Source organism: Variovorax sp. GW821-FHT09B01 (genome assembly GCF_059418345.1).
In genome coordinates this window covers 259,877-279,609 of sequence record NZ_JBWKPQ010000004.1, presented here as the reverse complement: position 1 = coordinate 279,609, position 19,733 = coordinate 259,877, and the positions used below count along the sequence as shown (strand labels likewise).

Genomic DNA, 19,733 nt, shown 5'->3' with positions numbered 1-19,733 from the left:
GACACGACTCAGTAGCTCGCGAGCGCCGTCGGCGCGGCGTTCTTGAAGGTGAACACCGTGATCGGTGCCTGCTTCATGTTGCCCTTGTCGTCGTAGGCGTAGGTCGCGGCCACGCCCTTGTAGGTGGTCTTGTAGAGCTCGGCGCCGACCTTGTCGGGATCGATCGAGTTGGCCTTGGCCATCGACTCGCCGATGAACATCACCTGGTCGTAGTACGAGGCCGCGTAGGCATCGGCGTCGGCGTTGAAGCGCTTCTTGAACTTCTCCTTGAAGGCCGGACCGCTGACCGCCTTCTCGAGGATCGAGCCGCCCTGGGCGCAGAACACCGCGTCGTTGACCGCGTCGCCGCCGAGCTTGCCCATCGCGGGGCTGCACAGCGTGTCGCCGCCGAGCAGCTTGGCGTTGATGCCGAGCTGCTTCATCTGGCGCGTCATCGGCGCGCCCTGCGGCGCGTAGCCGCCGAAGAAGATCGCCTCGGGCTGCTTGGCCTTCATGTTGGTCAGGATGGCGGTGAAGTCGACCGCCTTGTCGGTGGTGAACTCCTGGCCGACCACCGTGAGGCCCTGCTTCTTCGCCTCCTTGGTGAACTCCTCGGCGAGCCCCTGGCCGAAGGCGGTGCGGTCGTCGATCACGCCGACCTTGGTGACCTTGAGCACCTTGGCCGCGTAGACGGCCATGCTGCCGCCGATCTGGTTGTCGCTCGCGATGATGCGGTAGAGGTTCTTGTAGCCGCCCTGCGTGACCTTCGGGTTGGTGCCCACGGTCGACAGCAGCACGCCGCCGTCGCTGTAGACGCGCGAGGCCGGGATGGCCACGCCCGAGCAGTACGGGCCCATGACGAACTTGACGTTGTCGTCGACGAACTTCTGCGCCACCGCCACGCCGCTCTTGGCGTCGCAGGCATCGTCCTCCGACTTGAGTTCGAACTTGAGCGTCTTGCCGCCGACCACGAGCTTCTTCGCGTTGAGCTCCTCGATCGCGAGGCGCACGCCGTTCTCGTTGTCCTTGCCCGCGAATGCATTGGGGCCGGAGAGCGGCCCGGTATGGCCGATCTTGACCACCTGCTCCTGCGCCTTCGCCTGGGTTGCGAGGGCGAGCGCCACGAGGCCGAGCAGCGGAATCATCTTCGATGGTGTCTTCATGCTTCTTCCTGGATAAAGGGACACGGAGGGTACGGGGGAAACGAGGGCGCCGCCCTCGGGGGAAACGCAGCAAACGAAGGGCTTAGGCGACCGACTGGTACTTGGCCGGACGGGTCGCGAGCGCCTTCTTCACGATGGCCTCGATGGCCTCGCGCTCGACGCCCACCAGCGGCAGGCGCGGACGGCGCACGTGCTCGGTGCCCACGCCCACGAGGTGGTCGATGAGCTTGAGGTTCTGGACCAGCTTGGTCGAGACGTCGAGGTGCAGCATCGGCGTCATCCACTGGTAGAGCTTGAGCGCCTCGGCGAACTGGCGGGCCTTCATCAGGTCGTACAGCGCCACGGTCTCGCGCGGGAACGCGCAGCCCACGCCGGCCAGCAGGCCGTCGCAGCCCAGCGCCAGGCCCTCGTAGGCGAGGTCGTCCACGCCGAGGAACAGCTGGTAGCGGTCGCCGACCGTGTTGCGCAGGTCGGTGATGCGGCGAATGTTGTCGGTGCTCTCCTTGATGGCCGCGATCCATTCGCAGTCGGCCAGCTCGACCATGTGCTCGGGCTTGAGGTCGACGCGGTAGGCCACCGGGTTGTTGTAGACCATCACCGGCTTCTGCGCCGCGTTGGCGATGGTGCGCACGTTGAGCATGGCTTCGCGCGCGTCGGCCACGTAGATCACCGAGGGCATGACCATGTAGCCGGCCACGCCGAGCTTGTTGCCGCCCTCGACGTAGCGCAGCGCGTCGCGGGTGCTGGTCTCGGACACGTTGGCCAGCACCGGGATGCGGCCGTCGGCGGCCTCGAGCGCGATCTGCGCGACCTGCAGCTTCTCCTCGAGCGACAGCGTGCTGGCTTCGCCGAGCGAGCCGCAGGTGACGAGGCCGTGGATGCCGTTGCGGATCTGGAAGTCGATGTGGCGCGCAGTGCCTTCGGCATCGATGCGCTCGTCGGCATGGAACTTGGTGGTGACGGCGGGAAAGATGCCTTGCCAGCGGGGGTTGCTCACGAATTCGCTCCTTGGATGGGCCCGGATGGGCGGGGCTGGGACGGAGCGGATTTAAATATATTAACGATATACCGTCAATATTCTCATAAACGAGCATGCGCCCGGCAGGGCCTGCCGGGCGCGGTTCCCGGGCGTGTCAGCGAACGCTTACTTGTGGCCGTCGGCCGGGCTCAGCGTGTGGCCCTTGAGCCTGACGGCCTTGCCGATCGGTGGCGCGCTGCGCGTTTCGACGCTGCGCAGCGTGCCGTTGTCCATGCGCACGCCGACCTGGTAGACGGTGACCGTGTGGGTGCGCTTCTCGATCTCGTTGCCGGCGTAGCCGCCGCCGACGGCGCCGAGCACGGTCGCGGCCGTGCGGCCGCCGCCATGGCCGATCTGGTTGCCCACCAGCCCGCCGACCACGCCGCCGGCCACCATGCCGACGCCGCTCGGGCGCTGGGTGCGCTGCACGGCGCGCACCGTCTCGACATGGCCGCAGACCGCGCAGGGCGGGGCGGCGGCCGGTTCGGGCGCGGCGGCCAACGGCGCGGCGCCCGTGGCTGGAACGGGCTGCGGCACGGCATTCATGGCCGGAGCGGGCGCCGCCGTGGTCGCGCTCGCGGTCGGGCCGGACGGCAAGGGCTGAAGCGCCGGCGGCGCCGCATCGGGCTTGAAGTCGTCGGGCGCCGGGCCGGTGGCCAGGGCCACGGGCGGTGACGCCGCCGTGCCGCCCTGGTGCCTCTGCCACAGCGCGCCGCCGAGCGCGGCCACCGCCACCGCGAGCACGCCGATCACCACCCAGAGCTTCTGCGTTCCACCCTGGCGCGAGGTCATGCCTGTTGTCGTTGTCTGTTCCATGAAAGCCTTCCTTCCTGCGGTCCGGCCTACGAGCCGGAACCCGTTCCCAGCATCGCCCGCGGAAGGCTGAAGTCAATGCACGGGCGTCCTACACGCCGGCACGCGGCGAGCGCATCCGGCTGGAGGACGAGACCGGGTCAGCGCGTCGCGGCGGGCGCCACGCCCGAAAGGAAGCGCCGCGCCTCGGCGCGCATACCGCGCGAAACCGCCTCCCAGGTCCGCGCGGGAAAGTCCGCGGGCAGCGCGGCCTCGACCTCGGCCAGCGCCTCGTCGAGCGTTTCGACCATCGCGAGCATCGCGCGCCAGGTGTCGTCGCCGCCGTTGCGCATCGCGAGCCCCCACCAATGGCGCGCCTGGATGGTGTGCAGCGCGTAGTGCGCGTTCTTCGAGCGCACGGCCATCGCCAGCTCGGCCCGGCGCGGCTGGAACTGGCTCGCGCCGTTGCCGAAGTAGGGCCACATCGACAGCACGTCGTAGAGCGGCGTCATCTCGTAGACGTCGCCGCGCTGCAGGTGGAGCGAGAAGTTCTTGGCATGCCCGTCGGTGGCCGCCAGCAGGAAGAAGGCGAGCTGCGCGAGCAGGAACAGCGTGCCGTCGTCCCGGCTGCGGCTTCCCTGCAGCAGTTGCAGGCAGCGGGTCATGCCGGGGCCGCCATGCTGCTCGTACTTGCGCTCGGGCGGCAGCGCCATCGCCTGGCAGAAATCTTCCTGCGGCAGGCGCGCGATCCAGCGCTCGCCGTTCGCGCCCGCCATCCACTCGCGGTCGAAGCGCTCGACCGCCAGCACCTGCTGGTCGCCGAAGCGCTCGATGGCGGTCGGCGCGACCGGCAGGCCCAGCGCGCCGACGATCCGCGCGCAGAGCCATTCGTTCTGCACCGAATCGGAGGCATCGACGCGCCGCGAGCCGCCGATCAACCCCAGCGGCAGCTTGAGGATGTGGGTGGTCGGCGTGGCGCCATGCGGACGGCACCAGCGGCCGTCGACGCGGGTCAGCGCGGTCTTTTCCTGCGCGCCCGCGAGCGAGATGCGAAACAGGTCGCGGTCGCGCAGCCGCTCGGGCGTCGATTCGGTCGGCACGGCACGCAACAGCTCGGCCACCTGCTCGTCGCTCAGCGGCTCGCAGTTCACGCGGTCCCAGCCTTCGGGCACCGCGCCGTCGGGCAGCAGCTGCATCGCCCCCACGCAGTCGCGGCCGATGGCTTCGAGCAGGTCGAAGACCTTGGTGTTCTTGAGCCCGAAGCGCTGGCCCAGCCGCGCGCGGATCCGCTCGTTGTCGGGCAGCAGGTTGTCGAAGTAGTTGCGCACCGCCTCGCCCTGGACTTCGAGCGCCGTGGTGATCGGCAACGAGAGCGACAGCGAGCGGCGCCGCGGCGACGCGAGCCACGCGGGCTCGTAGCGGAAGGTGTGGGATTCGCGATCGACCGACCAGGTGCCGACGAGTTCGCCGTTCATCCAGGCCTTGAGCGCGCGCCTCACCAGGAGCCCTTCCTCGGCGTGGCGGCGAAGCGCCCGCGGACGGCGGGCCCGGGGCCATCCGCGGCGGGGCGCGGCGCTTGCAGCGCTTGCGGCTCAGGGGGCGACGGGGCGGCCGGCGGCGGTTCCACGCCTTTTTCTTGGGCGACCGGCGCGGCCGGCGACGGCACCCGGCCATAGGCGCGCGCCGCGTTGCGGTCGTTCGGGCGCGGGTCGCCATCGGGAAGTTCCGCATTCGCCGGAACCTCGTCCTCGTCGCGCAGCGAGATCGACGCGCCCAGCGCCGCCAGCAATTTCATCAACTGCTCGAAGCCGACGGCCCCCGGATTCGCCTCGATCTCGGCGATCCGGGCCTGGCTGACGCCGACGAGGCTGCCGGCCTGCGCCTGCGTCAGGCCGCGCTTTTTCCGCAGCGCCTGGAGGTGCGCCCGGAGCTGGTCGGCAAAACGAAGGGGGTAGTCCATCTTGCCTTCAAGATATAGGCCCTTCCTTGTTTTGTCAATTTATAGGTTTTAGCTTATTTTTACCTTTTATCTGCCAAAGCTTGTATTCGCCATCAATCGACCTTCGCCCCCGAGGCCTTCACCACCGCTCCCATCGCATCCCAGTCGGCGCGCAGCAGCTTCTGAAATTCCTCGACGCTCTGGCTGCGCGGCTCCACGCCCAGCCGCGTGAAGCGTTCCTGGATCGCCGGGTCGGCGATCACCTTGTTGACGGCCGCGTTGAGCCGCTCGACCTCGGCCTTGGGCGTGGCCGCCGGCGCGAGCAGGCCGATCCACGAATCGAAGGCATAGCCGGGCAGGCCGCTCTCGGCCACGGTCGGCAGCTTCGGCAGGAAGGGGCTGCGCGACTGGCCGGTCGAGGCCAGCAGCTTCATGCGCGGATCGCTCTGGAAGCCCATCACGCCGATGCTCGACGAGATCACCGCCTGCACCCGACCCGCGAGCACCTCGTTGACCGCCTCGCCGGTGGACTTGGTCGGGATGTGCGTCATCTGCAGCCCGGCCTTGGCGAGGAACGAGGCCATCGCGAGGTGCGTGGCGCTGCCGTTGCCGGCCGAGGCGTAGTTGTACTTGCCGGGGTTGGCCTTGACCTCCTTGATGAAGTCGGCCGTGGTCGACACGTTCATGCCGCTGGCCACCGCAAGCACGTAGCCCGCGTTGCCGATGTTGGCCACGCCCACGAAGTCCTTGAGCGGGTCGTAGGGCAGCTTGCTGTAGAGGAAGCCCGCGATGTTGTGGCTCGCGGCCGCGAGCACCAGCGTGTTGCCGTCGGCCGGCGCCTTGGCCGCGATCGCCGCGCCCACGGTGCCGCCCGCGCCCGCGCGGTTCTCGACGATGGCGCTGGCATTGAGCGCCGCGCCGAGCTCGTTGTTGAAGGCGCGCGCCACGGTGTCCTGCACCGCGCCGGTGCCGAAGGGCACGACGATGTGGATCACGCGCTGCTGCGCCGCCGCGGGCAGTACGGCCGCAGCGAAGGCCAGGGCGAGGAGCGAGCGTCGGGCGAACGGGGTGGTCATCGGTAGGGCCGCTTTCGTCGGGTTGGAGAAAGGAAGAAATCCGCGTGGTCGCTTCAGCGCCCCGGCGCGAGCCAGCGCTGCGCCAGCCGCACGAAGTAGCTCGCGCCGATCGGGATGATCTCGTCGTTGAAGTCGAACGAGCTGTTGTGGATGATGCAAGGCCCGGGCCCGTGGCCGTCGAGGCGGTGGTCGCCGTCGCCATTGCCGAGGAAGGCGTAGCAGCCGGGCCGCGCCAGCAGCATGTGGGCGAAGTCCTCGGCGCCCATCACCGCCGGAAAGTCGGTGGTGACCATGTCGTCGCCCACCACCTCGCGCATCACGCCGGCCGCGAAGCGTGCCTCGGCCGGATGGTTCACCGTCGGCGGCGAAGAGCGGTTGAAGAACACCTCGGCCGTGCAGCCGTGCGCCGCCGCCACGCCCGCGGCCACCTCGCGCAGCCGCGCCTCGAGCAGGTCGATGGCCTCGATCGAGAAGGTGCGGATAGTGCCGCCGACCGTGGCCTCGTCGGGAATGATGTTGGGCGCATCCGAGCCGCGCAGCTGCGTGACCGCGAGCAGCGCGCGCTCGGTGCTCGGGATGGTGCGCGCGACGATGGTCTGCAGCTGCTGCGCGAGGTTGACCACCGCCGCCACCGGGTCGATGCCGGTGTGCGGCATCGAGGCATGCGTGCCACGCCCGTGCAGCGTGATGCGATAGGTGTTGCTCGAGGCCATGAGCGCGCCCTCGTTGAGCGCGAAGCGGCCCACGTCGCCGACCGGGAAGTTGTGCAGGCCGAAGACCGCGTCGCACGGGAAGCGCTCGAACAGGCCCTCGTCGATCATCTTCTTGGCACCGGCCTTGCCCATCTCCTCCGCGGGCTGGAAGATGAAATGCACCGTGCCGTCGAAGTCGTCCGGGCCCTGCTGCGACAGGTGCCAGGCGGCGGCCAGCAGCATGGTGGTGTGGCCGTCGTGGCCGCAGGCGTGCATGCGGCCCGCGTGGCGCGACTTGTGGGCGAACTCGTTGGCCTCGTGCAGCGGCAGCGCGTCCATGTCGGCGCGCAGGCCGATGGTGCGCGCGCCCGTGCCCTTGCGCAGCACGCCGACCAGGCCGGTGCCCGCGATGCCGCGGTGCACCTCGATGCCCCATTCGGCGAGCAGGCCCGCGACCTTCTCGGAGGTGCGGTGTTCCTCGAAACCGAGTTCGGGGTGGGCGTGGATGTCGCGCCGGATGTCGACGAAGCGGGCGACGTCGGCGAAGGAATCGACGATGTTCATGGGGGGGCGGCTGGCTGAATCGTTCTGGAAGCGAACGATTCTGGCGCAGCCGCCCGGCGCGCGCATGCTCGATTACGCGGCTCGTCGGAGCCGCGCTGCGCTATGCGGCCCGGCCGAGCCGGCCCTCCTGCCGCAGCTTCGCGCCGATGCGACGGATCTCGGCCTCGCCCTGGTCCAGCGTCGCGCGGCTGGTGTGCACCGAGTAGTGGCCCATCACGAGCTCGTGCGGATGCTTGACCGCCGAGCCCAGCACGAAGGAGGTGTCGCCCCGAGCCACCAGCTCGATGGCCTCGCCCGACTCCTCGAACACCGCGAGTTCGCCGTCGCCGATCGGGCCGCCGGCCTCGTCACCCGCGTCGAGCCGGCCGCTCTCCACCGCGAGCCAGCCCACCGTATGGCCGGCCGGCGGCGTGTAGCGCCAGTGCTCGCCGTCCTTCAGTTGCACCGCAAGGTAGTTGATCGGCGCGGGCGCCGGGATCGCGCTGCGCGCCGCGCCGTAGCTGCCGAGCAGCACGCGCGCCGGACCTTCGCGCGGCACCTGCGAGGGCGCGAGGTAGATGCTCTGCGCGGGCGCGTTCTCTTCCGATGCGGGCAGCGCCACCCAGAGCTGGAAGCCGCGCACGCGCTGCACGCCCGGCGCCGGCGCGCCCGTGTGCCACACGCCATTGCCCGCGCGCATCCATTCGACGCCGCCGCCGCGCAGCACGCCCTGTTCGCCGGTCGTGTCCTCGTAGAGCGTGTCGCCCTCGATCAGCCAGGTCAGCGTGGCGATGCCCGAGTGCGGATGCATGCCGAAGCCGCGGTGGCCGCCTTCGGTGTCGAAGCCGAACAGGTCGAGGAAGACGAAGGGCTTGAGGAATTCGCCGAGATCGCCCGGGCTCACGAGCCGCGCGATCGGGCCGTGCTTCATGCCGCGCGTGCGGTAGACGATGGCGCGGGTTCGTGTTGCAACTTCGGCGGTCATACGGCCTCCCTCGCGGTCTTCAGCGCCTTCGTCCACCACGCGAGGTCGTCGAGCATGCCGCCCGCGGCCTGCGCGAGGTGCGGGAAGTCCTCGAAGCTCTTGCCCTGCTGCCAGATGCCGAGGAACTCGACCATGCCGATGTGCACCGCGTTGCGCACCGGCGCCATCTGCATCTCGACCGCGATCAGCCGCAGCTGCTCGATCGCGCGCGCCGCGCCCACGCCGCCGTAGCCCACGAAGCCGATCGGCTTGCGCACGAACTCCTTGTAGGCCCAGTCGATCGCGTTCTTCAGCACCGCGCTCGGGCCGTGGTTGTACTCGGGCGTGACCACGACGAGGCCGTCGAAGGTGGCCAGCTTCGCCTGCCAGCGCTGCGCGGCCTCGTTCTTGACCGGGCCCCAGGCCGGCGCGCCGGCTTCGTCGAAGAAGGGCAGCGGATGGTCGCGCAGGTCGACCAGTTCGAAGGCGAGGTCGGTGCGCTGCTTCGCGATCTCGCGGATCCAGTGCGCGGGCTTCTCGCCGAAGCGGCCTTCGCGGGTCGAGCCGATGACGATGCCGATGAGGGGTTTTTGCTGTTGGGTCATGGGGTACTCCTGAATGGGGTGGGAACGAAAGAGGGATCAGCGCGCGATGGCGGCCGGCCGCGGCACAGGCCGCAGCCGCCACGCCACGAAGGCCGAGAGCAGCGTGAGAACGATGGCCGGCGCGGGGTTGCCGCCGATCAGCACGAGGTGCGTGGCCACGGCGCAGACCATGGTCGCGGCCAGCAGCAGGCCGCCGAAAAAGCCGGTCGCGGGCACGAGCAGCAGCAACGCGCCGCCGACCTCGACCACGCCCGTCACGTAGCGGAACCACTGGCCGAAACCGATGGCGTCGAACACCTGGACCATCTGCGGCACGCCGGCCAGCTTGGCGGCGCCGGCCGCGCCGAAAGCCAGCGCCAGGAGGATGCGAACGCCCCAGACGATGCGGCGCTGGAGGGGAGAAAGAGAGGACGAGGAAGTCATGGGTACAAGGTTAGGGTCGCACCCATTGATCGACTAGACGGTAGAGTCGGATTGCACTCGTCCATCCTTCGAAGGAATTCAACTCCCATGCTCGACCTCAACGACATCGCCATGTTCGTGCAGGTGGTGCGCCATGGCAGCTTTGCCGAAGCCGCCCGGCGCCTCGGGCTGCCGCCCAACACCGTGAGCCGGCGTATCCAGCAGCTCGAGGCGCAGCTGGGCACGCGGCTGATGCAGCGCTCGACCCGCAAGCTGACGCTGACCAGCGCGGGCCAGGCTTTTCACGAGCGCTGCGCGGGCGCGGTCGATGGACTGGTCGAGGCCGGGCAGGAACTGATCACCGGCAGCCATGCGCCCAGCGGCCTGGTGCGGGTGGCTGCGACCGCCGACTTCTTCGATTTCTTCCCGATGGAATGGGTGGCCGACTTCCTGGCCGCGAATCCGCTGGTGCGGGTCGACTTCGTGCTCAGCGACGCCAAGGCCGACCTGATCGCCGAACAGATCGACGTCGCCTTCCGCGGCGGCGCGCAGCCCGATTCGGGCTACGTCGGCCGCAAGCTGCTGGGCCCGCGCACCGACGGCCTGGTGGCGAGCCCCGCCTACATCGCCGCGCGCGGCGCCCCGGCCACGCTGCAGGACCTGGCGCAGCACGACTGCGTGACCGCGGCGCATCCCAGCGGCCGCGCGACCTGGCGGCTGGCCGGGCCGGACGGCGAGGAGGAGGTGCAGGTCACGGGCCGCTTCAGCGGCAACACCGCGCAGGCGCTGCGCCGGGCGGCGGTGGCCGGCCTGGGCATCGCGCTGCTGCCGCCCTCGATGGGTCTGCTCGACGTGGCGGCCGGCCGGCTCATGCCGGTGCTGCCGCGCTACCAGCGCACGGGGCAGGGGCTGACCGTGCTGTACCCGAGCCGCAAGCACCTGCCGCTCGCGGTATCGGCCTTCATCGCGATGGTGACGCAGAAGCTGAGCACCGAAGAAACGCTGCCCGAGGCCTTCCGCTCGTGGAAGACCTAGCCGTCACGGCCCATCGGTTTGCACGGAAAATGGCCCGATGAAAATCGCAAAAGACACCGTCGTCACCCTCAAGTACAAAGTCGCCGACGCCCAGGGCAAGCTGATCGAAGCCAGCCCCGAGCCCATGGCCTACCTGCATGGCGGCTACGAGAACACGCTGCCCAAGATCGAGGAAGCGCTCGACGGCCAGGAGAAGGGCTACCAGACCACCCTGAACCTCGCGCCCGAGGACGCCTTCGGCCAGCGCGACGAGACGCTGGTGCGCAGCATTCCCAAGACCGACTTCCCGCCGGGCGTGAAGGTGGGCGGCCAGCTGCAGGGCCGCCTCGACGACGGCCGCGAGCACGTGTTCACCGTGATGAAGATCAAGGGCCCGGTCGTGCTGCTCGACGGCAACCATCCGTGGGCCGGCAAGGCGCTGCGCTTCAGCCTGACCGTGACGGACGTGCGCGAGGCGCTGCCGGTGGAGATCGAGCATCGCCACGTGCACGGGGCGCACGGCCACCACCACTGAGCGCTAGCTGCGGCTACGTCCGATGGATTCCGCGAGCATTTCCGACGTCTCCAAAGTCTTCAGCATCGCAACGCCGCTGCTCATTTGTGGGGTGTTTTTGTGGGCGATATGGCGGACGGAATCTCGCCATGTGCTGATCCGGCGGCTTTGGCAGCTGGTGCACGGGAATCAGGAGATTTCCGATCCCGAGATCCGGGCTTTCGTCGACGAGCAGACCAGCCTGGTCTCTTTTCGGATGTTTGCCGGACTGCCTGTCACGAGTCTGGAGAAAGCGAGAGAGCTCATCCGCTGGGCAAAGCTCAACGGAGTTCAGATGCGAACCCTGCGCATGTGTGGCGAGTTCTTCGATCCAGATACGCGCGAGGTCAAAACAAGGAAATTGCCATCGCAGAGTTTGCAGGGAGTGAAGCTGGCAGGCTTCGTTATCGCGGTACTGCTATGCGCTGCCTCTGCAGCAAGCTTGGTCTCGTCGCGCTCGCTGTTGAGTCTGAAGGCTACGAATCGTTTCTTCTTGGCGACGACCACGGATGTGAAGCCACTGTGGCCTCTATGGCCGTTCGATGAGACACCGCTGCGCGCGAGCAACTGTTCGGCAAGCAACGAGGCCATTCAAATCAGCACGTCTTTCACGCCGCAAGAGGTCGGCATCCTCTGCGAGATATTGAAGGATGAAGGGTCCGCGAATTTCTTCAAGGACGCATTGAAAGAGCAGCGTTGGAGCGCCGCGCTTCTCTTCCTGTTTTGCGCATGGCTTTCCTGGATCGCGCTCTTCGCATGGGCAGCAGGAGCTGCCGCAAGGCGTCTGGCCGATCGCCGGCTTGATCCTGCGCTGCCGGGGTCTCAACTAAGTCTGGACCTTGGTAACTGACCGGCGTCGCTCGACTGCGGCCTGCATTGCAGCAGGTCAGTTCTTTCTTTTCTTCCAGAACCGCGGCGCGCCCTCGATCTTTTCCAGCGCCTCCCGGCAGGCCGCCGCGCCCGCCGCATGCCGCGCGCTGAACCAGCCCACCGCGAACCACGCGCGCGCATCGTGCGCCGTGGCTTCGCGGTACAGGGCCATCGCGACGGCCTCGTCGTTGTATTCGCCCAATGCGTCCTGCGCGGGACGCAGGCGCTTGAGGTAGCGCTCGGCGGCGCTCTTGTCGTCGCTCTTCTTCTCGTCCCGGGTCTCGAACAGCGGCGCCGCGAATTCGGCGAGGTAGCGCAGGCGCTTGAGGCGCTTGCGCACGCGGTGCTGGCTGTCGGTGTCCAGCGATTCGAAGCGGCCGCCGTCGCGCAGGGCCTGCTCGTGCAGGCGTTGCAGGCGCTTGCGCAGGAAGCGGCGGGCGTCGTCGGGATTCAGCGGCGTGACGGCGGGCGGCGCGCCCTCCGCCGCCGGTTCGGGCACCGGGGCCTCGGTCGCGGTGAAGCCGATCAAGGCCACCAGCACCGCCTGGAACGCCGGCGCGCGCACGGCCTCGCCGGGTGAGGGCTGCGCGGCGTCCGCGCCGGCCGCCTCGCCGGCCAGCGGATCCACCTCGGGCGCCCCGGCCTCGCGCAGCTTCGGCTGCGCGATCTTCGCCACCTGCTCGCGGTCGCGCAGCGCGCCCAGTGCGCGGAAGCAGTCGACCAGCGCCGGCTCCCAGCCCGCGCGGTCGAAGGCGCCCGAGGGATCGAGCCCCTCGAGTTCGCGCAGGGCCGTGCGCAGGCGGCGGATGCCGATGCGCAGTTGATGCACCTGTTCCTCGTCGTCGCTGCCCGCGGCCACTTCGGTGGCATTCGGCAGGATCTGCGCGAGGCAGTTCGCGACCACGGCGCGCTGGATCGCGCGGCCATCGGGCGCGCTCGCGAAGCGCGGCGGCTCGGCCTTGACGGCGGGCACCACGTCGAGCCCCGCGAGCAGCCGCGCGCCGCGCTCGGCCTTCGAGATGGTGCTGAACCACAGCCCGTGCTGCTGCGACCAGCGCTGCGCGAGCGCGACCAGCCCCGGCACGCTGCCGCGCTTGAGTTCGAGCTCGAGCTCGCAGACCGGCGATTCGCGCTGTTCGGGCGTGCCGGCATGCGCCACCACCTTGCCGACATCAAGCGCCAGCTCGGCGACGACGCCACCGGGCCCGGTGTTGCGCACGTCGCGCGTGAGCCGCACGATGTCGGTGGACTGGCGCTCGACCAGCGCCGCGGGCTGCCCATCCTCGCCCGCGAGCGCCTGCGCCAGCCGTTCGCCGACCGGCGTCCCCTGGTGGCGCTGCGGATCGATGCCCGGCGAGGCGCCCGCAGTGCCGAGGTCGACGTTGTGTTCGAGCCGGTGCAGCGCGTTGTCGCCGGTGGCTTTCACCGTCTGCACCCAGCGCCGGCCCTCCTTGCGCAGCCGCAGCACGATGCCCTGCGCGGCCAGCCGTTCGTCGGCGGTGTCGAAATAGCGCGCCTGCAGCCGCGTGCGCACCACGGCACCGCGGCGCAGCGCGGCATCGACGGCCTTCAGGCGGTCGGTGGGGATGTGGAACTTGAATTCGATTTCCATGAGCCGACCATGATGCACGCTGCGCGCCGTGGCGCCACCCATCGACGCACGGCGCGCGCGGGCATCGGGGCGGGCCGCCGGGGGCCGGAAGCGTCTTCTTGCAAATTGATGTGGACACCGTCCATTTTGTTTTGCATAATTTGTGGACGCTGTACACAACAACCCGTCCAGCGCCCCGAAGCCCCCTTTTTCTTTCTCTTCTTTCGACGCACAGGAAACACCATGGCCACCAAGCAGATCTTCGTGAACCTCCCCGTCAAGGACCTCGACAAGTCCAAGGCTTTCTTCAACGCGCTGGGCTACAACTTCAACCCGCAGTTCACCGACGCCAATGCCGCCTGCATGGTGGTGCAGGAAGGCAGCATCCACGCGATGCTGCTGGTCGAGTCCTTCTTCAAGACCTTCACCGACAAGGCGATCACCGACACCCGCACCAGCACCGAAGTGCTGCTGTGCCTCTCGTGCGAGAGCCGCGCCGAGGTCGACGAGCTGGTGGCCAAGGCGGTCGCCGCCGGCGGCACCACGCCGCGCGCGCCGCAGGACCTCGGCTTCATGTACGGCCATGGCTTCCAGGACCTCGACGGCCACCTCTGGGAACTCGTGTTCATGGACCCGAACGCGCAGATGCCCCAGCAATAAGGGCGGCAGGCGGTCCGGCGATGCCCATCGTTCCATCCGCGAACCGCACTGTCGCGCGCACGCGCCCTTCCGATGGGCGCAAGCGCCCCGACATGGGGGCCAAGGACGCCGCGCCATCGACGGCGTCCGATCCCGAAAGGAAGGCCGACGTGCCCACCGCCACCGCCAGCTACAACCCCATCGTGGGGACCAAGCCCCTGGGCTTCCCGTGGGAGACGGTCGACCCGTTCCTGTTCTGCGTCTACCACGACGACGCCTATCCGCGCGCCAACGCGCAGATGGGCCCCGAGGCCTCGCTCGCGGGCCGCGACATCGGCCAGGACTTCAGCCGCAAGGACGGCTGGAGCATGTACCACGGCGAGACCGTGCCGGGCTTTCCCTCGCACCCGCACCGCGGCTTCGAGACCGTGACCATCGTGCGCAAGGGCTTGATCGACCATTCCGACTCGCTGGGCGCCACCGCGCGCTTCGGCGGCGGCGACGTGCAGTGGCTCACCGCCGGCAAGGGCATCGTGCATTCGGAGATGTTCCCGCTGCTCGACGCCAACGCGGCGAATCCGCTCGAGCTGTTCCAGATCTGGCTGAACCTGCCGGCCGCCAGCAAGATGGCCGAGCCGCACTTCACGATGTTCTGGTCGGAGGCGATCCCGCGCCTGGTGGTCGAGTCGCCGCGCGGCGGCCGCACCGAGATCGCGGTGATCGCGGGCCAACTCGGCAACGCGGCCGAGGCCGGTGCGCCCGCGCCCATCGATCCGCTGGCGCCGCCGCCCGATTCGTGGGCCGCGCGTACCGAGGCCGACGTGGCGATCTGGACCCTGCGCATGACGCCCGGTGCCGACTGGACGCTGCCGGCCGCCAGCGGCGAAGGCACGCGGCGCATGCTGTACTTCTTCAAGGGTGCGCAGGCGCGCATCGCGGGCCGCGAGGTGCAGGGGCCAGCGGCCATCGAGCTGCATGCCGGCACCGCGGTCGAGATCGTCAACGGCGACGCCGGCACGGCCGAGTTCCTGCTGCTGCAGGGCCGCCCGATCGCCGAACCGGTGGTGCAGTACGGGCCCTTCGTGATGAACACGCAGGCCGAGATCAGCCAGACCCTGGCCGACTACCGCCGCACGCAGTTCGGCGGCTGGCCGTGGGACGACGCGGCGCCCGTGCATGGCCGCGACCCGGCGCGCTTCGCGCGGCACCCAGGCGGGCGCGAGGACAAGCCGGCCCGCTGAAGACTCAGAAGGTCTTGAGCATCTCGGCGCCCAGCGCCGTCATGCTCGGCACGAACTCGATCACCTCGGCGCGCGCCACTTCGCCCTGCACGAAGGGGTCGCGCGCCAGCACGGCTTCGAGCGCGGCGCGGTCGCCCGAGCGCGCGATGATCACGCCGCCGCGGCGCGGCACCTGGCGGCCCGAGGCGATGAACAACCCGCTCTCGTAATGCTTTCGCAGCCACACCATGTGCGCGTCGATCAGCGCGTCGACCTCCTCGAGGGGGCGGATGTAGGTGAGGGTCACGATGAACATGCGCGGGGCTTCCTGGGTGATGCGACGGGCCCGATGCTAGGGCCTTCGCATGACCGCCCGAAGCCGCGCCGGGTAACCGGATGCAAATCCGCGACCGACGGTCGGCGCTCAGCCGATGCCCAGCACCACCGACGCCACCAGCCACACGTTGGCCGCGCTGATCACCGCGAACAGCAGCCAGGCCAGCGACTTCACCACCGGCCCGTTCGCGAAGCCGCCCATCAGCGCGCGGTCGCTCGTGAAGCGGATCAGCGGCCACATCGCGAACGGCAGCTGGAAGCTCAGCACCACCTGGCTCAGCACCAGCATCTTGCCCACGCCGCCGTCGCCGAACCACCACACGCCGACGAAGGCCGGCACCAGCGCCAGCGCGCGCGTGATCAGGCGCCGCTGCCAGCACGGGATCTTCAGGTCGAGAAAACCTTCCATGATGATCTGGCCCGCGATGGTGCCGGTGAAGGTCGAGCTCTGGCCCGAGGCCAGCAGCGCCACGCCGAACAGCGTGGCCGCCAGCGCGCTGCCCACCACCGGCTCGATCAGCCGGTAGGCATCGTCGATCTCGGTCACCGCCGTGTGGCCGGTGCCGTGGAAGGCGCTGGCCGCGAGCACCATGATGGCCGCGTTGACCAGCAGCGCGAGCGACAGCGAGACCACCGCGTCGAGCGTGCAGAAGCGCACCGCCTCGCGCCGCGCGGGCTCGGTCGGCGCCACCAGCCGGGTCTGCACGATCGACGAATGCAGGTAGAGGTTGTGCGGCATCACGGTCGCGCCCACGATGCCGATCGCGAGGTAGAGCGCGCCCGGCTGGTGCAGCCGCTCGAGCATCGGCACGAAGCCGACCGCCACGCCGAACCAGTTGGGCGGCGCCATCGCGAGCTCGACCACGAAGCAGGCCGCGATGGTGCCGACCAGACCGAGCACGATCGCCTCCACGCGCCGGAAGCCCGCGCCCTGCAGGCCCAACACCAGCAGGGTGTCGAAGGCGGTGATGAGGATGCCGACCGGGATCGAGACGCCGAACAGCAGGTGCAACGCGAGCGCGCTGCCGAGCACCTCGGCCAGGTCGCAGGCCACGATGGCCAGCTCGGCGCCGAGCCAGAGGAAGCGGTTGACGCGCGGCGAATAGCGCTCGCGGCAGGCGCGCGCCAGGTCCTTCTGCGCGATCAGCCCGAGCCGCACGCACAAGGTCTGCAGCAGCATCGCCGCGAGGCTCGCGAGCAGCACCACGAACAGCAGGCCGTAGCCGAAGCGCGAGCCGGCCTCGATGTCGGTGGCCCAGTTGCCCGGGTCCATGTAGCCCACCGACACCAGCAGCCCCGGGCCCGCGTAGCGCAGCAGCTTGCGGCCGAAGGACAGCTCCTGCGGCACCGCGACGCTGCCTTTCACCTCGGACGGACAGAAGGGCGCGGTGGCGGTGCGGGGCAGCGGGAAGAACATGCGCGCGATGATAGGGACAAGCCCCGGGCCTTGTCGCCCAGCGGACCTGCGCCCCGGCAGGCCCGCGCGGAATCTCTTAGATTCGAAGGCTCGCGGCCGCTTCGGCCCGTTCTTCCCATCCCCAGGAGACCCTCGCCCATGATCCACGTCGTCGCCGTCATCACCGCCAAGCCCGGCCAGCGCGCCGCACTGCTCGCCGCCTTCGCCGAGAACCGTGCCGCGGTGCTGGCCGAGAAGGGCTGCATCGAATACGGCGCCACCATCGACGCGCAGGGCATCCCGCCCTCGAAGGCCAGCTTCGGCGCCGACACCTTCGTCGTGATCGAGAAGTGGGAGACGCTGGCCGACCTGCAGGCCCACGCGGTCGCGCCGCACATGAAGGCCCATGGCGAGAAGACCAAGGCACTGGTCGAGAGCAAGCTGATCCACGTGCTCGAACCGGTCTGAGGCCGCGCGCCCGACAGGCGCTTCTTTCTCCTTCGCCGCCTACCCCTTTCCGTTGTATTCGTGCGCACGGGATGCTGCTACCTTTGCCGGCAGCGGTTCAACGACACAGAGAGGGGACCACGGACATGGCGATCTTCCGTTCGCAAGGCCTGCGCCGGTGCGCGCGCGCCACCGCGGTGCCCGCCGCGCTGGCCGCGCTCGTGCTGCTGGCCAGCGGCTGCGCGCCGCTGATGGCACCGCCCTACGCGGCCGACTACGAGGCGCTCGACCGCCTCGAGGCCACGCGCCCCGGCATGGTGGCGGTGGCACGCGCCCAGCCCACCGATCCCGAGGACAGGGTCAACAACGTGCGCATGCGCAGCACGCGCCTGGTCTCGCCCAACGGCAGCTTCGCGCTCTACCTCGAGGAGGCGATGCGGCGCGACCTGGCCGAGATCTCGGTGCTCGACCCGAAGGCGCCCACGCGCATCGCGGCGCGCATCCTGCTCAACGAACTCGACCTCGGCGTGTTCAACGGCGGCGGCCGCATGGAGGTCGAGATCGTGGTCACGCGCGGCGACACGCAGCGGCTGCGCCGCACCTACCGCGGCGAGACGAAATTCGAATCGGGCTATGGCGCCGCGGTGGCGGTGCCGGCCGGCCAGGCCGAGTACCCGCGCCTGGTGCGCGCGCTGCTGCGCCAGGTCTATGCCGATCCGCAGTTCGTGGCGGCGATCCGGCCATGACGACAACGACACGAGGCGCCGCCATGTCCCTGCTCTCTTCCTGCGCGCGCGCCGCCGGCATCGCCGCCCTCGCCTTCGGCGCGCTGCTGCTCGCGGCCTGCACCCATCCGATCACCATGGTCACCGACCCGGCGCCACCGCGTTCGCTGCAGCACCTGGTGCAGAAGAAGGTGGCCTACGTGATGACCGACGCCCAGCGCGACACCCAGGTGGTCACGCCCGGCGGCAGCGGCGACAAGGTCAGCTACTTCCCCTACCGCGACCTCGAGAAGCCGGTGCGCGACGCGCTGCGCTCCGTCTACCGCGACGTGGTGGTGCTGCGCACCGCGAACGACGTGAAGGCCAACCAGGCGGCCGGCATCGCGCTGGTGTTCACGCCGAAGATCACGACCGACTCGAGCTCCACCTCGCTGCTGGCCTGGCCGCCGACCTCGTTCACCGCCGAGGTGCAGTGCGTGGTCACCGATGCCGCGGGCGCCGAGGTCACGCGGGTGCGCGCGGTCGGCAATGGCACGGCCGAGTTCGGCGAGTACAAGGGCGACTTCGGCCTGGCCGCGCGCCGCGCCGCGGCGCGCATGGCGGGGCAGCTCGCGAGCGAGATACGGCGCAACGAGAAGCTGCGCTGAAGGCGGCGCCCCAATGAAAAACGCGCTCCGGGGAGCGCGTTCTTCCTGGCGGGTTCGAAGGCTTACTTCGAGACGACCTTCACCATCTCGAGGCACTTGTTCGAGTAGCCCCATTCGTTGTCGTACCAGCTCACGAGCTTCACGAAGGTGCCGTCGAGCGCGATGCCGGCTTCGGCGTCGAAGATCGAGGTGCGCGGGTCGCCGCGGAAGTCGGTGGCCACCACCTTGTCTTCCGTGTAGCCCAGCACGCCCTTGAGCGCGCCTTCGCTCTGCGCCTTCATCTCGGCGCAGATTTCCTTGTACGTGGCTTCCTTCACCAGCTCGACCGTCAGGTCGACCACCGACACGTCGGAGGTCGGCACGCGGAAGCTCATGCCCGTGAGCTTCTTGTTGAGCTCGGGGATCACCACGCCCACGGCCTTGGCCGCGCCCGTCGACGACGGGATGATGTTTTCCAGGATGCCGCGGCCGCCGCGCCAGTCCTTGTTGCTCGGGCCGTCCACGGTCTTCTGCGTGGCGGTGGCGGCGTGCACGGTGGTCATCAGGCCGCGCTTGATGCCCCACTTGTCGTTGAGCACCTTGGCCAGCGGGGCCAGGCAGTTGGTGGTGCAGCTGGCGTTGCTGATGATGGCTTCGCCGGCGTACTTCTTGTCGTTCACGCCGTAGACGAACATCGGCGTGTCGTCCTTCGACGGAGCCGACAGGATCACCTTCTTGGCGCCCGCGTCGATGTGCTTCTGCGCCGTTTCCTTCGTGAGGAACAGGCCGGTCGACTCGAGCACGATGTCGGCACCGACCTCGTTCCACTTCAGTTGCGCGGGGTCGCGCTCCTGCGTCAGGCGGATCTTCTTGCCGTTCACGATCAGCGTGTTGCCCTCGACCGTGACCTCGCCCTTGAAGCGGCCGTGCACCGAGTCGTACTGCAACATGTAGGCCAGGTAGTCGGGCTCGAGCAGGTCGTTGATGGCAACGATTTCGATCTCGTTCTTGAAGTTCTGCACGGCTGCGCGCAGCACGTTGCGGCCGATGCGGCCGAAGCCGTTGATACCGAGTTTGATAGCCATCTGACTTGCTCCTAAGGTTGAAAAACTTGTGATCGGACCGGAAGAAGGGCGCGCGGCG

Annotated in this window: 22 protein-coding genes; 8 read left to right on the top strand and 14 right to left on the bottom strand. The window is 69.2% G+C overall.

Going from position 1 to position 19,733, the window contains the following annotated elements:
- Positions 1-8 precede the first annotated feature (8 nt).
- The 10 genes from AC07RV_RS15790 to AC07RV_RS15745 form a co-directional block, all read right to left on the bottom strand.
- Positions 9-1,142, bottom strand: coding sequence for a branched-chain amino acid ABC transporter substrate-binding protein (locus AC07RV_RS15790; protein ID WP_093351593.1), 1,134 nt, complete (start codon positions 1,140-1,142; stop codon positions 9-11).
- 82 nt (positions 1,143-1,224) lie between these two features.
- Positions 1,225-2,139 (bottom strand): dihydrodipicolinate synthase family protein, encoded by a 915-nt coding sequence (locus AC07RV_RS15785; protein WP_296774792.1) that lies wholly within the window; start codon positions 2,137-2,139, stop codon positions 1,225-1,227.
- 147 nt (positions 2,140-2,286) lie between these two features.
- The gene (locus AC07RV_RS15780) at positions 2,287-2,976 is read right to left on the bottom strand and encodes an outer membrane lipoprotein (protein WP_296774791.1); all 690 of its coding nucleotides are present in this window, start codon (positions 2,974-2,976) and stop codon (positions 2,287-2,289) included.
- A 137-nt stretch (positions 2,977-3,113) separates the two neighbouring features.
- On the bottom strand, positions 3,114-4,427 hold the full coding sequence (locus AC07RV_RS15775) for a HipA domain-containing protein (protein ID WP_296775097.1): 1,314 nt from the start codon (positions 4,425-4,427) through the stop codon (positions 3,114-3,116).
- A 20-nt stretch (positions 4,428-4,447) separates the two neighbouring features.
- Positions 4,448-4,912, bottom strand: coding sequence for a helix-turn-helix domain-containing protein (locus tag AC07RV_RS15770; protein ID WP_296774789.1), 465 nt, complete (start codon positions 4,910-4,912; stop codon positions 4,448-4,450).
- Positions 4,913-5,004: 92 nt separating this feature from the next.
- Positions 5,005-5,967, bottom strand: a complete 963-nt coding sequence (locus AC07RV_RS15765; RefSeq protein ID WP_296774787.1) for a tripartite tricarboxylate transporter substrate-binding protein — start codon at positions 5,965-5,967, stop codon at positions 5,005-5,007.
- Between the two features lie 53 nt (positions 5,968-6,020).
- Complete coding sequence (locus AC07RV_RS15760) at positions 6,021-7,223, bottom strand: M20 aminoacylase family protein (RefSeq protein WP_093351605.1); 1,203 nt, start codon at positions 7,221-7,223, stop codon at positions 6,021-6,023.
- A gap of 100 nt (positions 7,224-7,323) precedes the next feature.
- Positions 7,324-8,187 (bottom strand): pirin family protein, encoded by an 864-nt coding sequence (locus tag AC07RV_RS15755; protein ID WP_296774786.1) that lies wholly within the window; start codon positions 8,185-8,187, stop codon positions 7,324-7,326.
- Positions 8,184-8,771 (bottom strand): NADPH-dependent FMN reductase, encoded by a 588-nt coding sequence (locus AC07RV_RS15750; RefSeq protein ID WP_296774784.1) that lies wholly within the window; start codon positions 8,769-8,771, stop codon positions 8,184-8,186. Before AC07RV_RS15750 ends, AC07RV_RS15755 begins: the two co-directional genes overlap by 4 nt.
- 36 nt (positions 8,772-8,807) lie before the next feature.
- Positions 8,808-9,194, bottom strand: a complete 387-nt coding sequence (locus AC07RV_RS15745) for a DoxX family protein (RefSeq protein WP_296774782.1) — start codon at positions 9,192-9,194, stop codon at positions 8,808-8,810.
- A gap of 87 nt (positions 9,195-9,281) precedes the next feature.
- Here AC07RV_RS15745 and AC07RV_RS15740 point away from each other — a divergent pair, with 87 nt between their 5' ends.
- Genes AC07RV_RS15740 through AC07RV_RS15730 form a run of 3 tightly spaced genes read left to right on the top strand, consistent with a single transcriptional unit; the run spans position 9,282 to position 11,590 of the window.
- Positions 9,282-10,208: a LysR family transcriptional regulator gene (locus AC07RV_RS15740; protein WP_296774780.1), complete on the top strand. Its 927-nt coding sequence runs from the start codon at positions 9,282-9,284 to the stop codon at positions 10,206-10,208.
- A 37-nt stretch (positions 10,209-10,245) separates the two neighbouring features.
- On the top strand, positions 10,246-10,722 hold the full coding sequence (locus AC07RV_RS15735) for an FKBP-type peptidyl-prolyl cis-trans isomerase (protein WP_093351617.1): 477 nt from the start codon (positions 10,246-10,248) through the stop codon (positions 10,720-10,722).
- 22 nt (positions 10,723-10,744) lie between these two features.
- On the top strand, positions 10,745-11,590 hold the full coding sequence (locus AC07RV_RS15730; RefSeq protein WP_296774777.1) for a DUF6216 family protein: 846 nt from the start codon (positions 10,745-10,747) through the stop codon (positions 11,588-11,590).
- A 36-nt stretch (positions 11,591-11,626) separates the two neighbouring features.
- Here the strand turns inward: AC07RV_RS15730 and AC07RV_RS15725 are convergent, their stop codons facing one another.
- Complete coding sequence (locus tag AC07RV_RS15725; RefSeq protein WP_296774775.1) at positions 11,627-13,222, bottom strand: CYTH and CHAD domain-containing protein; 1,596 nt, start codon at positions 13,220-13,222, stop codon at positions 11,627-11,629.
- A 222-nt stretch (positions 13,223-13,444) separates the two neighbouring features.
- On the opposite strand from AC07RV_RS15725, the gene AC07RV_RS15720 reads away from it, so the two are divergent.
- Complete coding sequence (locus tag AC07RV_RS15720; RefSeq protein ID WP_296774773.1) at positions 13,445-13,861, top strand: VOC family protein; 417 nt, start codon at positions 13,445-13,447, stop codon at positions 13,859-13,861.
- A 20-nt stretch (positions 13,862-13,881) separates the two neighbouring features.
- Complete coding sequence (locus AC07RV_RS15715) at positions 13,882-15,081, top strand: pirin family protein (RefSeq protein WP_444814409.1); 1,200 nt, start codon at positions 13,882-13,884, stop codon at positions 15,079-15,081.
- 4 nt (positions 15,082-15,085) lie between these two features.
- Here AC07RV_RS15715 and AC07RV_RS15710 read toward each other — a convergent pair whose 3' ends face one another.
- Entirely contained in the window at positions 15,086-15,376 is a 291-nt protein-coding gene (locus tag AC07RV_RS15710) for a YciI family protein (RefSeq protein ID WP_057593253.1), read from the bottom strand.
- A 108-nt stretch (positions 15,377-15,484) separates the two neighbouring features.
- The gene (locus tag AC07RV_RS15705) at positions 15,485-16,813 is read right to left on the bottom strand and encodes an Nramp family divalent metal transporter (RefSeq protein ID WP_093351627.1); all 1,329 of its coding nucleotides are present in this window, start codon (positions 16,811-16,813) and stop codon (positions 15,485-15,487) included.
- Between the two features lie 138 nt (positions 16,814-16,951).
- Here AC07RV_RS15705 and AC07RV_RS15700 point away from each other — a divergent pair, with 138 nt between their 5' ends.
- The 3 genes from AC07RV_RS15700 to AC07RV_RS15690 all read left to right on the top strand — a co-directional run bounded on the left by AC07RV_RS15700 (position 16,952) and on the right by AC07RV_RS15690 (position 18,611).
- On the top strand, positions 16,952-17,260 hold the full coding sequence (locus tag AC07RV_RS15700; protein ID WP_057593255.1) for a putative quinol monooxygenase: 309 nt from the start codon (positions 16,952-16,954) through the stop codon (positions 17,258-17,260).
- Positions 17,261-17,385: 125 nt separating this feature from the next.
- Positions 17,386-17,985 carry a hypothetical protein gene (locus tag AC07RV_RS15695; protein WP_296774768.1) on the top strand — a complete coding sequence of 200 codons (600 nt, stop codon included), beginning with the start codon at positions 17,386-17,388 and terminating at the stop codon, positions 17,983-17,985.
- Between the two features lie 23 nt (positions 17,986-18,008).
- Positions 18,009-18,611: a hypothetical protein gene (locus AC07RV_RS15690; RefSeq protein WP_296774766.1), complete on the top strand. Its 603-nt coding sequence runs from the start codon at positions 18,009-18,011 to the stop codon at positions 18,609-18,611.
- Between the two features lie 62 nt (positions 18,612-18,673).
- Here AC07RV_RS15690 and gap read toward each other — a convergent pair whose 3' ends face one another.
- The gene (gene gap, locus AC07RV_RS15685; protein ID WP_093351635.1) at positions 18,674-19,675 is read right to left on the bottom strand and encodes a type I glyceraldehyde-3-phosphate dehydrogenase; all 1,002 of its coding nucleotides are present in this window, start codon (positions 19,673-19,675) and stop codon (positions 18,674-18,676) included.
- Positions 19,676-19,733 lie beyond the last annotated feature (58 nt).